Origin of the sequence: Campylobacter concisus, assembly GCF_902460895.1 — a bacterium.
Lineage (GTDB): Bacteria > Campylobacterota > Campylobacteria > Campylobacterales > Campylobacteraceae > Campylobacter_A > Campylobacter_A concisus_BC.
The window spans coordinates 54,741-67,098 of the sequence record NZ_CABPVL010000002.1 but is presented as its reverse complement, the minus strand read 5'-3'; the positions used below and the strand labels follow the sequence as shown (position 1 = coordinate 67,098).

13 protein-coding genes are annotated in these 12,358 nt (G+C 40.4%); 1 reads left to right on the top strand and 12 read right to left on the bottom strand.

What is annotated here, in order from left to right; genetic code table 11:
• Positions 1 to 4 precede the first annotated feature (4 nt).
• The 12 genes from atpG to obgE all read right to left on the bottom strand — a co-directional run bounded on the left by atpG (position 5) and on the right by obgE (position 9,463).
• On the bottom strand, positions 5 to 892 hold the full coding sequence (gene atpG, locus F3G98_RS01520; RefSeq protein ID WP_002939426.1) for an ATP synthase F1 subunit gamma: 888 nt from the start codon (positions 890 to 892) through the stop codon (positions 5 to 7).
• Positions 893 to 901: 9 nt separating this feature from the next.
• Positions 902 to 2,419 (bottom strand): F0F1 ATP synthase subunit alpha, encoded by a 1,518-nt coding sequence (gene atpA / locus F3G98_RS01515; RefSeq protein WP_009294343.1) that lies wholly within the window; start codon positions 2,417 to 2,419, stop codon positions 902 to 904.
• 14 nt (positions 2,420 to 2,433) lie between these two features.
• Positions 2,434 to 2,964 (bottom strand): F0F1 ATP synthase subunit delta, encoded by a 531-nt coding sequence (locus F3G98_RS01510; RefSeq protein WP_103608349.1) that lies wholly within the window; start codon positions 2,962 to 2,964, stop codon positions 2,434 to 2,436.
• Positions 2,964 to 3,476: a F0F1 ATP synthase subunit B gene (locus F3G98_RS01505; protein WP_012001332.1), complete on the bottom strand. Its 513-nt coding sequence runs from the start codon at positions 3,474 to 3,476 to the stop codon at positions 2,964 to 2,966. The genes F3G98_RS01510 and F3G98_RS01505 overlap by 1 nt, the downstream gene beginning before the upstream one ends.
• Before the next feature lie 9 nt (positions 3,477 to 3,485).
• Positions 3,486 to 3,908, bottom strand: coding sequence for a FoF1 ATP synthase subunit B' (locus F3G98_RS01500; protein WP_009294346.1), 423 nt, complete (start codon positions 3,906 to 3,908; stop codon positions 3,486 to 3,488).
• Between the two features lie 95 nt (positions 3,909 to 4,003).
• Entirely contained in the window at positions 4,004 to 4,864 is an 861-nt protein-coding gene (locus tag F3G98_RS01495) for a ParB/RepB/Spo0J family partition protein (protein ID WP_012001331.1), read from the bottom strand.
• Positions 4,865 to 4,879: 15 nt separating this feature from the next.
• Positions 4,880 to 5,662 (bottom strand): ParA family protein, encoded by a 783-nt coding sequence (locus tag F3G98_RS01490; protein ID WP_002939402.1) that lies wholly within the window; start codon positions 5,660 to 5,662, stop codon positions 4,880 to 4,882.
• Positions 5,659 to 6,294 carry a biotin--[acetyl-CoA-carboxylase] ligase gene (locus F3G98_RS01485; RefSeq protein WP_103608350.1) on the bottom strand — a complete coding sequence of 212 codons (636 nt, stop codon included), beginning with the start codon at positions 6,292 to 6,294 and terminating at the stop codon, positions 5,659 to 5,661. Before F3G98_RS01485 ends, F3G98_RS01490 begins: the two co-directional genes overlap by 4 nt.
• A gap of 1 nt (position 6,295) precedes the next feature.
• A complete protein-coding gene (gene thiD, locus F3G98_RS01480) occupies positions 6,296 to 7,084 on the bottom strand; it encodes a bifunctional hydroxymethylpyrimidine kinase/phosphomethylpyrimidine kinase (RefSeq protein WP_103608351.1) in 789 nt (262 codons plus the stop codon).
• 16 nt (positions 7,085 to 7,100) lie between these two features.
• Positions 7,101 to 8,006, bottom strand: a complete 906-nt coding sequence (gene fmt, locus F3G98_RS01475; RefSeq protein ID WP_149725655.1) for a methionyl-tRNA formyltransferase — start codon at positions 8,004 to 8,006, stop codon at positions 7,101 to 7,103.
• A gap of 16 nt (positions 8,007 to 8,022) precedes the next feature.
• Entirely contained in the window at positions 8,023 to 8,358 is a 336-nt protein-coding gene (locus F3G98_RS01470; RefSeq protein ID WP_149725654.1) for an EF-hand domain-containing protein, read from the bottom strand.
• Between the two features lie 46 nt (positions 8,359 to 8,404).
• Complete coding sequence (obgE, locus tag F3G98_RS01465) at positions 8,405 to 9,463, bottom strand: GTPase ObgE (protein ID WP_149725653.1); 1,059 nt, start codon at positions 9,461 to 9,463, stop codon at positions 8,405 to 8,407.
• 175 nt (positions 9,464 to 9,638) lie between these two features.
• On the opposite strand from obgE, the gene polA reads away from it, so the two are divergent.
• Positions 9,639 to 12,275: a DNA polymerase I gene (gene polA, locus F3G98_RS01460; protein WP_149725652.1), complete on the top strand. Its 2,637-nt coding sequence runs from the start codon at positions 9,639 to 9,641 to the stop codon at positions 12,273 to 12,275.
• Positions 12,276 to 12,358: the final 83 nt, after the last annotated feature.

Below are 12,358 nucleotides of genomic sequence, written 5' to 3'. Positions count from 1 at the left end.
CCTTTTATTTCATTGATTCAACACCACTGATAATCTCGATAAGCTCAGTGGTAATAGACTCTTGTCTTGCTTTATTATAAGCAAGATTTAACTGTTTTACGCGTTGTTTAGCATTGTTTGTTGCATTATCCATAGCTTGCATTCTAGCGCTGTGCTCAGCCGCCAAAGAATCAACCAAAGCATAATACATACTATACTCAAAATATTTATTGAGCAATTCATCCATAATCTTAGTATAGTTGTCTTCTGGCTCAAATTCCATCAAAGAATTTGTCTCAACCGCAACTATCTTAGACGGCTCAATAGGCACAATATCATTTACTCTAATCTCTTGAGAAATCATATTTTTATAGCCATTGTGTATTAGCACGACCTTATCTGTTATGCCGTTTGTAAAGTCATCAATGGCATCTTTTATGATCTTTTGAGCTTTTTCATAAGTAGGAGAAGAGCTAGCCCCGACATAAGTCTCAAGTAGTTCAACGCCTTGGAAATTGAAAAATTCAATGCCTTTTTTACCAACAGCTCTTAGTCTAACTTTGATCTTTTTGGCTTTTAGCTCATCGATCATGCGCCTAACTGTCTTTATAGTCTGGACATTAAAGCCACCGCAAAGCCCTTTATCAGCGGTAACAAATATAATATCAACCTTTTCTACACTCTTTGTTGTGTTAAAAAATTTACTCTCAGTCATAACTGAAGCGTATTGATTGATCTTATAAGCTATCTCCGATAAAACCTCATTAATCTTAAGTGCGTAAACTCTAGAGTAGCGTGCAGCCTCTTCAGCTTTACGAAGCTTTGCTGTAGAGACAAGCTTCATCGCACGCGTCGTCTTTTGAGTGTTCTGGACGCTCTTGATCTTTCGTTTTATATCTTTTAAATTTGACATATCTTAGCCCTAGTTAGCGGCAAAAGTCGCTTTAAAATCTTTCAACGCTTTATGTAAAATTTCTTCTACTTCTTTATCAAGAACTTTTTTAGTTCTGATCTGCTCAAAAATTTCAGGGTATTTTGCCTCGATATATGGATATAGCTCAGCTTCAAATTTTGTTACATTTGCAGTTGCAACGTCATCTAGATAACCCTTAGCGCCAGCAAATATGATAACTACTTGATTCTCAACTGGAAGCGGAGAATATGGAGGTTGCTTTAGTACTTCAACCATCTTTTGACCACGCTCTAGTTGTTTTCTTGAGCTCTCGTCAAGGTCGCTTGCAAATTGAGCAAACGCTTGTAGCTCGCGGTATTGAGCAAGGTCTAGTCTTAGTGTACCAGAAACTTGCTTGATAGCTTTGATCTGAGCTGCACCACCGACACGAGATACAGAAAGACCAACGTTGATCGCTGGGCGGATACCTGAGTTAAATAGGTCACTCTCAAGGAAAATTTGACCATCTGTAATAGAAATAACGTTTGTTGGAATATAAGCTGAAACATCGCCTGCTTGAGTCTCGATAATAGGCAGAGCTGTCAAAGATCCAGCACCTAGTGCGTCATTTAGCTTACTTGCTCTTTCTAGAAGTCTTGAGTGAAGGTAGAAAACGTCACCCGGGTAAGCTTCACGACCTGGTGGTCTTCTTAAGATCAAAGACATCTCACGGTAAGCAACCGCGTGTTTTGACAAGTCATCATAGATGATTAGCGCGTGGCGAGAGTTATCTCTAAAGTATTCACCCATTGTTACGCCAGCGTATGGTGCAAGGTATTGAAGCGCAGCTGCGTCACTAGCACCAGCATTTACAACTATTGTGTAGTCCATAGCGCCATATTCTTCAAGTTTTTTAACTACTTGAGCAACAGTTGATTGCTTTTGACCGATAGCTACATAGATACAAATGACATCTTGACCTTTTTGGTTGATGATAGTATCTATAGCAACTGTTGTTTTACCAGTTTGGCGGTCGCCGATGATTAACTCTCTTTGACCTCTACCGATTGGTACAAGTGCGTCGATAGCTTTGATACCTGTTTGAAGTGGCTCATGAACGCTTTTTCTTGCCATGATACCTTTTGCTTTCTCTTCGACGAAGCGAGATTCAGTAGCTTCGATTGGCCCTTTTGCGTCGATTGGCTCACCGAGTGAATTTACAACACGGCCGATCAATGCGTCGCCAACTGGCACACGTAGAAGTTTTTTAAGTCTTTTTACAGAGCTTCCTTCTGTGATACCACTAGTTTTTCCAAGAATAACTATACCAACACTGCTCTCTTCAAGGTTAAGAGCCATACCTTTTTCGCCGCTTTCAAATTCAACCATCTCACCAGCCATAACGTTTTTCAAACCATAAACGTTAGCAACGCCATCAGCGACTGAGATGACTTTACCGGTCTCTTCTACATCAACACTTAAATCAAAATTTTCAATACGCTCTTTGATTATCGTGCTAATTTCGTCAGCTTTAATTTTTGCACTCACGCTTTCACTCCTTTTTAAATTGCTTTTAATATATATTCACTCATTTGACTTTTTAGTCTGTCGATAGAGAAATTTACCTCGACACCTAAATCGTCTAACTCAACTTTTACACCGTTGTAACCGCTCTTTGAGCCATCAAGCTTGATCTTAGAGTTAAATTTCTTAGAGAAATTCTCTTCCAAAGCTTTTAGCTGCTCAGCGCTTAGATCAAAATTTCCAACAACCTCTCCGCGATATGTATTTTCAAGCAGAGATTGCTCTATCTTCATCTCGTCTAGTATCGCAGGTATAAGCTCTAGCCTTTTGTTTACACCAAGAAGCTTTATAAAATTTGCAAATTTAGCATCTTGATTTTTAACCAAAGATAGCACAAATTCAACCTTTTGTGAAGCCTTTAGTGTCGGCAAACTTATAATGCTTTTAAATTTATCGCTAGCAAAAGCAGCAGCTAGCTCTGATAAATTTTCAACAAATACATTAAGTTCATTGGACTTTACGTCGCTCAAGATCGCCTTTACGTATTTTTTAGCTACTACTTCATTCATTAGCTAACCTTTTTAAGTATGATATTTACAAGCTCTTTTTGATCGACTTTTAGGCTATCGCTTGAGAAAATGTCGCTCAAAATTTCATTTACAACGCCTTTTGTCATCTTGCGCTCTTCAAATTCTTTTTGCTCTTTGTAACCTTTTTCGATATTTGCGATATCGTTTTGAGCCTCTTTTTTAACTTTAGCAGCTAAATTTACAGCCTCTTTTTTCGCGGTTTCGATTAGAGCATTTGCATTTTGCTTAGCCTCTTCTACACGCTTTAAAACGTCATCTTTTTTAGCTTTTGACTCACGAAGCTTCTCTTGGATACTCTCAAGCTTATTTGCGATCCTATCGATCCTGCTTTGATAAAGAGCTTTTAGTGGCTTAGCAGCAAAATAGACCAAAATAGCAAAGAAAAGTAAGAAGTTTAGCGTTCTCTCGACTATGTCGTAGTTTGTTCCACCATGCTCGCTAGCGTATGCTAGAAATGGAAGTGCTAGAAAAAATAAAATTTTTATCTTCATAAATTTCCTTTAAATTTTAGAGAGCTTAGCGTTTAAAGCTGCTCTAAGCTCAGGTAGTTTAGCTGATAGATCTGCCTTTAGGCTATCTTTTTGAGAGCTTAAAGCGTTTAAAAACTCATTATAATCAGCCTCTAAGCTACTTTTTACCGCATTTATCTCTTTTAAAGACTCTTCTTTTGCCAAATTTAAGGCCTCTTGTCTTATTTTGTTAGCCTCAGATCTTGCATTTTGTATGATCTCTTCGATCTCTTTTTCATGAACGCTTAAGTCGCTTGCATTTTTGCTAGTGCTCTCTTCGTCGTTTTTTATAGAGGCATTTCTGTCATCTATAAATTTAAGCATTGGCTTGTATAGCAAAGGATTTAAAATGGCGATCAAGACAAAGAGAACGATAGCCGTTAAAAGCATCAATGGCACATCTATTTCTAACATCCACTCTCCTTATTTTGTTATTAAGTTTTATTTAATATTCAAATCAAAGTCTGATTTTACAATAAATTACTAAAAATAAAAATAAATTTGTAATTCTATTTTAGCTTAGCGATAAATTCTTCTACCTGCGAAATGTCGCTAAATTCTAATATTAAATTTTTATATTTTACTTTCGTCTTTATCTTTAAATTTTTAAAAATTTCTTGTAAATTTGATAATTTTTTGCTCATTTCTTCTGAAATTTGAGGCTTTGGCTCTTTTACTTCTTCTTTATTTTTTATCTTTTTTACTAAGATTTCTGTATCTCTAACACTTAGCTTTTGACCGATGATCGTATCAACAACCATCCTTTCTTCTTCGCTGCTAAGTCCTACGATGACTTTAGCATGGCCTTGCGTGAGTTTGTCTTCTTGCAAAAGTCTTTGTGTGTAGTCGCTAAGTAGCAAGAGTCTCATTGTATTTGTTATCTGGGTTCTACTCTTATGGATGATATTTGCTAAGCCATCTTGTGTGATCTTATACTCATTTATGAGCTCTTTATATGACTTTGCAAGTTCGATTGGATTTAAATTTTCACGTTGTATGTTTTCGATAAGCGCAAGCTCTCTTAAATTTTGAGACTTAATATCAGCGATGATCGCCTTTATCTTGCTTGCTCCAAGCATCTTTGTAGCACGGTATCTACGCTCACCAGCTATTAGCATATAGCCGTCATCCTTTTTGATGACGATTATTGGTTGTATGAGACCGTGCCTTTTGATGCTGGCACTTAGCTCTTTTAAAGCCTCTTCGTCAAAATGCGTCCTTGGCTGGTAAGGGTTTGGTAAAATTTCATCTATATTTATCTCTTCGACTATCTCAGAGTCGTTTAAATTTGCGATCTCTTTGCTGTAGGCCTGCTCTACATCTTCAAGTATCGCGCTAAGTCCGCGCCCTAATCCACCTTTTTTCGCCATTTTTTTCCTTATTTTTTAGTTTAAAATACAATATGCCAAATTTTGATATGCGATCGAGCCTGGTGATTTTATATCATAAAGTATCACCGGCTTGCCAAAACTTGGGCTTTCAGCAAGTTTTACATTTCTTGGAACGACTACAAATTCCTCTTTTCCGTCCTTACTCTTAAAGAGCTTATTTTCAAAATGCTGCTTTAAATTTGCAATGGTCTCTTTTGAGAGATTGTTTTGCGAGCTAAACATCGTTGGCAAAAAGCCCTTTATATTTAGCTTTGGATTTATCGTTTTTTTGATGATCTTTACAGTGTTTAGGATCTGCGCCAAGCCCTCAAGTGCGTAAAATTCGCACTGGATCGGGATGATCACGCTATCGCTTGCACTAAGAGCATTTATCGTGATGCTTCCAAGTGCTGGAGGACTATCGATGATGATAAAATCATAGTCGTCTACAACTTCTGAAATTTTGTTTTTAAGGATTAGTTTATAGTCTTTGCTCTGGTCGTTAAATTCTTGCTCGATGCCGACAAGTCCTATGTTTGACGGAGCTAAAAAAAGCGTTGGTATCTCAGTTTTTAGTACGATTTGTGAGAGCTTTTTTCTATCTGTTAAGACGTGATAGATGTTAAACTCGTAGTCGCTTCTGCTAAAACCAAGCCCAGTAGTCGCGTTTGCCTGCGGATCAATGTCTATTAATAATACTTTTTTCTCAGCAACCGCCAGTGATGCGGCTAAATTTACGGCCGTTGTGGTCTTGCCAACGCCGCCTTTTTGGTTAGCTATTGTTATTATCTCGCTCATCTTAACGAATATACCTTTTCCCCGTTTAATAATATCGCTCCATCATCGCAAATTTCAGCATCTTGAAGCGAAACAGCTCTATTTGCAATATGCGTAATAAAACTTTTTGACTTGCAAAAGTCTATCCTAAATTTGCTAAAAATTGGCTTCCATAAAATCTTTTTATCAAGCATGCTAACAAAGCCCCAAACTAGCTCATCTACGCTAGTTTTGATATCCAAAATGCCCGCGTTTTCGGGTGCGCTAGCTAAATTTATCCCCATGCCGCAGATGTAAATTTCATCCACTTTATTTGTCAAAGTGCCGCCTATTTTACGCTCGTCCACGTAAAAATCATTTGGCCATTTTAGCCAGCATTTTGAACCAAGTTCGCTCAAGACATCACGCATCAGCATAGAAAAATATATTGAGATCGAGGGCGGAGGTATGTCGCTTGGCAGCTCATCTTCGTTTATGCAAAATGACATAAATAAATTTCCGCCAAGCCCCTCCCAGCTGTTGCCGCGGCTGCCGACCCCCTTGGTTTGATTGTGTGCTACGATCATGTGCGGTGGCTTTATCTCGCCGTTTTTTAGGGCTTCTATCAAAAATTCCTGCGTCGAAGGCAGACTTTGAAAAAACTCTACTTTCAAATCACACCTTAAATTTATAAAAGTGATTTACTGGATTTTGTCCGCCGCCGATGATGACCGCGTTTTTGATAGCGTTAAAGATATAATCATGCGCATTTTTCACGCTCTCTTTTAGACTATGTCCATTTGCTAAATTTGAAGCGATCGCGCTTGATAGCGAGCAGCCTGAGCCGTGAGTCGCAGTCGTTTTTATGCGCTCGTCGCTAAAAATTTCATACTCTTTGCCATCATAAAATATATCAAGCGACTTGCCTTCTATCTCTCCACATTTTAGATAGACGCTCTTTGTGCCAAATTTCAAAAGATCCTTGCAAGCCTCTTTTAGCTCACCCTCGCCCTTTAGCTCACGCTTTAAAATTTCGCGCGCTTCAAAGATATTTGGCGTGATCACGTTTGCAAGTGGGAAAAGCTCCTCCACGATCGCGTCTTTTGCAGCGCCCTCTAGCCAGATGTCGCCATTTTTACAGCTCATGACTGGGTCAAGCACGACTGGTGGTAAATTTTTGATCTCTCTTAGCGTTTTTGCGACGCTTTTGATGATCTCAACGCTTGGGACAACGCCTATTTTTACCACATCAACTCTTATATCATCAAATATCGCTTTGATCTGATCCTCGATGAGCTTTGGCTCAACTAACTGCATGCCAAAGATGCCCTTTGTATTTTGAGCAGTGACCGCCGTGATCGCTCCCATCGCATATACGCCGTGTGCTATAAATACCTTTATATCAGCTAAAACTCCAGCTCCGCCGCTTGGATCAACACCTGCTATACTTAGCGCATTTTTCATAACCGCTCCTTTAAATTTATTTTAATTCATCGCCAACGCTAAGGCGCTTACCATTTATATATGCTTTTGCGTTTGTTGGCTTTTTGCTTGGCTCTTGAAGCTCGTAAATTTTGACCGCCCCACCCTTGCAAGCTACCACGACGTGGTCCTTTTCTATGCTTAAAATTTCTCCGCTTTTGCCACTTTTTTCACTTAGATCAAGCGATAAAATTTTTAGTCCGCTTGCCAGATAAATCCCCGGCCAAGGTGTGAGCGCACGAAATTTATTATAAATTTGCCCTGCCTCTTCATCAAAGCTAAAAAGTCCGTCGCTCTTGCTTATCTTTTTGCAGTACGTGGCCTGCGCGTCGTCTTGCTTTTGTGGCTTTAAATTTTCAAAATTTTTAAGCACTTTTACGATTAGCTCACCGCCAAGCTCGCCTAGCTCACTAAAAAGCTCGCTTGACATCTTGTTTTCGCAGGGCGTGTAGATGAAGTCTAGCATATCGCCAGTATCAAGGCCCGCATCCATTAGCATTGCAGTCACGCCTGTTTGCTTCTCGCCTGCTAGGATCGCGCTTTGGATTGGGCTTGCGCCTCTATATTTTGGCAAGATTGAAGCGTGTAAATTTATACAAGTCGCCACGTCAAGCACGCTCCCAGGCAAAATTTTGCCATAAGCTGCCACTACGATAAATTTAGGCTCAAATGCCTTTAGCTCGGCAACCACCGCCTCATCTTTTAGTGTATTTGGCGTAAAGACTGGCACGCCTACTAGCTCATTTTGCGCGTAAATTTTAACCTCGCTTGGGGTTAAAATTTGCTTTCTGCCAACTGGCTTATCAGGCTGGGTAAATACCGCTTTTATATTAAAGCCAGCCTCTTTTATGCGCCTAAGTATCCTAACAGCATAATCAGGCGTCCCCATAAAAACTATATTCATCACTTTCCTTTAAATTTCAACGACTTTTATTTTGATCTGCATTTTGACTGCTTGGCGGCCAAGAGGCGCATGGATCTTTCTGCCAACTAATCTTTTGCAATACTAAATTTCTTAGCTCATTAACGCTAACTTTGCCACTACGATCAAGATCCAGCCTTTTAAATTCATCACTAGTGCATAGATCTGGCGCTATTTTTAGTTCAGAAGGCGCCTTGCACGCCATCCACTCATCTAAATTTAGCATGCCGTCACGATCTATGTCATTAAAATCCAAAAACATATATATTGGATCCGCTGGATCACAGCTATATGCACCAAGACAAAATAGCATAATGCAAAAAATTTTCTTCATTTTATCTTCTTAAATTTCTAAGTTCAAAGTGCCAAAAAGTCGCAACTCAAAGCTCCTTTTTAAGTAGCTCAAGCAGTGCAAATTTAAGCTCGTTGATATTCTCGTTTGTCGCTGATGAAATTGGCAAAACAAAGTATGGTTTTTTCGCGTCAAAGCTGTATAGGTCTTGCTTATAGACAAATTTACCAACTTGATTTGGCTCTAAATTTATGCTTTTCATAAATTCTTTTATATTTTCATCTAAATTTTCCGCCGCATCGACTCTGGTGATAGCGATCGCATAGTCCCTGCTAGCAAGCACACTTGAAAATTTAGCGACCTCCTCTTTTAGCACGCTAAACTGCTCGCTCATGCTTCTGTAGTTTGCGCTATCTATCATAAAAAGCAAAATTTTATTTCTCTCGATATGCTTTAAAAACTGCACGCCAAGGCCGCGTCCATCGCTCGCTCCCTCGATGATGCCAGGGATGTCAGCCATGACAAAACCGCTAAACTCATCGACTTCAACAAGTCCAAGCTTTGGTGTAAGTGTGGTAAATTCGTAGTTTGCTATCTGTGGTTTGGCGTTTGAAACGGCTGAGATGAGGGTTGATTTGCCGACATTTGGAAAGCCAACAAGTCCCACGTCAGCTATCAGTTTTAGCTCGAGCCTAACCTCTACGCTCTCTTCTGGCATGCCCTTTTGAGCGTACTCTGGAGCTTGGTTGATAGAGTTTTTAAAGTGAAAATTTCCTAGTCCGCCCTTGCCACCTTTTAATAATAGCGTCCTTTGCCCCTCTTCTACCATGTCGCAAAGCAGCTCATTTGTCTGTGCGTCATAGACTGCCGTTCCTGGTGGCACGATGAGCTCTAGGCTCTCGCCCTTTTTACCAGTCATTCTTTTGCCCATGCCAGCCTCGCCGTCGCTCGCTCTCATCGCCCTTTTGCCCTTGTAGTTTGCCAGTGTGTGGGTGTTGTTGTCGCAGACAAAATATACATCTCCGCCGTCACCGCCGTCACCGCCGTCTGGGCCGCCTAAAATGACGTGCTTTTCGCGGCGAAAGCTTACTGCACCAGCACCGCCATGGCCTGAGCTTAGGGTTAATTTCACGCTATCTATAAACATTTTTTACCTTAAATTTATCTATTATTTAGTTTGAATTTTAGGCGAGATTATATCTTTTAAATGATTAAAATTTGTTTTGCGTTTAAAATCTCAATTTGCTTTTAGCGTCTGATAAATTTATAAAATCAGCCAAATTTTTGCCTAAATTTCATAAAATGGCGCAAAAGGATAGAGAATGAAAACACTTACGATTATTGATACTTTTGGCTTCTTTTTTAGGCTTTACTACGCTATGAGCGGGCTTAAAAACAGAGAGGGCAAACCAAGTGGCATGATAAGTGGCTTTGCAAATTTCATAGCGAGCCTAAAAGATGAGTACCAAAGCGACTACCTCATCTTCGCACTTGATAGCAAGGGCACGACCCTGCGCCACGAAATTTTGGGCGAATACAAGGCAAACAGGAGCGAGCCGCCAGCTCAGCTAAAAGAGCAGCTGCCAGTTTGTATAGATATGATAGAAAAAATGGGACTTTACAGTCTTAGCCGTGAGGGCTACGAGGCCGATGATATCATCGCAAGTGCAGTTAAAATTTGCAAAGATAAAGATATATTTGTGCGAATAGTCACGCATGATAAGGACCTTTACCAGCTCATAGAAGACGGCAAAGTGAGCATCTACAGCCCACAAAGCAAGATCGACCACGATAGCGCTAGCTGCTTTGAAAAGTATGGCGTCTATCCAGCTCAGGTGAGGGACTTTTTAGCGATCGCAGGAGACAGCTCAGACAACATCCCGGGCGTCAAAGGTATCGGCGCAGTGGGAGCTAAAAAGCTTTTAGCTGAGTATGGCAGCTTAGAGGGAATTTATGAAAATTTAGCCCTTCTTAGAAACGAGCGCACCAAAAATATGCTAGCAGCTGCAAGAGACGAGGCGTTTTTGAGTAAAAAGCTAGCCACGCTCTTTGATGACGCGATCACTTCGCTTGATCTTGAGCAATCTAAATTTCCAGAGCAAAATCCTTTGATAAACATCTCAGAAATTTTAAAAAAGTACGATCTAAACAGGCTTCTTAAGAGCTTGCAAAAAGAGGAAAATGCTGAATTTAAGCTTGGCTTTAGAGCAAATTTACTACTTGATGAAGCGAGTGTTGAGAAACTGCTTGCTGACATCACGCCAGAGACCATCGTCGCCTTTGACACCGAGACCACGGGCGTTGATAGCAAGAGCGCAAAGATCGTTGGTTTTAGCTTTTGCTTTAACGACGAGGACGCCTACTACGTGCCAGTGGCTCACAACTACCTAGGCGCGCCAAAGCAAATCAGCCTAAAATTTGCCACTTGGGCGGTAGGGCAAATTTATAAATGCTGCGTGATCGGACAAAATTTAAAATATGACTTTGAGATCGTGAAAAACAACCTTGGGCTCAACCCTCCAGCAAATTTCAAAGACACGATGATACTTGCGTGGCTTAGCGACCCAAACTCAAGTGTCGGCATGGACGCGCTGGCAAAGAGGCTTTATGACTATGACACGATCAAATTTGAAGATGTGGTCAAAAAGGGGCAAACTTTTGGCGATGTGCCGCTAGAAAATGCCGCCAAATACGCGAGTGAGGACGCTTGGATAACGCTTAAATTTTATAAAACTTTTTTAAACACGCTTGATAAAAATTTACTCACCCTTGCCGATACGCACGAGTTTCCTTTTATCCTCACGCTCTTTGATATGGAGCAAAATGGCATCAAGATAAATGAAGCTAAGATGCAAAAGCTCATCCTTGAAAACGACACCAAACTAAAGGCGCTAACAAGTGAAATTTACGAGCTAAGCGGCGAAAATTTCAATATAAACTCCGTAAAACAGCTTGGCGTCATACTTTTTGAACACCTAAAACTCCCAACCAAAAAAAAGACAAAAACAGGATATAGCACCGATGAGAGCGTGCTAGCTGAGCTTACGGACGCTCATCCAGTGATAGAGAAAATTTTAGCTTACCGCGAGCTATATAAACTGCAAAGCACCTACTGCGAGCCACTTTTAGCGCTTGCGAAAAAGGACGAGGGCTCGCGAATTTACACGAGCTTTTTACAAACTGGCACGAGTACTGGCAGGCTTTCAAGTAAAAATCCAAATTTGCAAAATATCCCAGCTCGTGGCAGCCTCGCAAAGGACGTTAGAGAGTGCTTTGAGGCGCGCGAAGGCTATAGCTTTGTGGGGCTTGACTACAGCCAGATCGAGCTTAGACTGCTAGCTCACTTTAGCCGTGATCCTGCACTGCTTGAGGCGTTTAAAAATGATGAGGATATCCACGCAAGGACGGCTATTAGCATATTTGGTAGCAGCGACGGGCAAAATAGAGCCGTGGCAAAGAGTATAAATTTTGGCCTCATTTACGGCATGGGCTCAAGCAAACTAGCAAATCAAGTAAATATCACAAGAGCCGAGGCAAAAGAGTATATAGAGCGCTATTTCAAGGCATTTGCAACGATCAAAGAGTTTTTAGAGAGCATAAAAATTTCAGCCAAAAACGATGGCTTTGTGCAGACACTACTTGGTAGAAAGCGCTACTTTGACTTTAAAAGCGCCACACCTATGCAAATAGCGATGTTTGAGCGCGAAGCGGTAAATACGGTCTTTCAAGGCTCCGCAGCAGATCTAGTTAAGATGGCGATGGTAAAAGTTAGAGCAAATTTAGATGAAAAAGCGAGTATGTTGCTTCAGATCCACGACGAGCTGATCTTTGAAGTAAAAGACGAGTTTGCGCAGGAATTTGGCAGAGCAACGCAAAAGACGATGGAAGAAATTTACACGTTAAATGTGCCACTTAAAACATCGCTAAATATCGCCAAAAACTGGGGCGAGTTAAAATAGAGTAAATTTTAGGCTGGCCTATCTAAATTTAAATGAGCCAGCCTATTTTTATCTTGTAATTTAAACGGCATATATAATTAGGT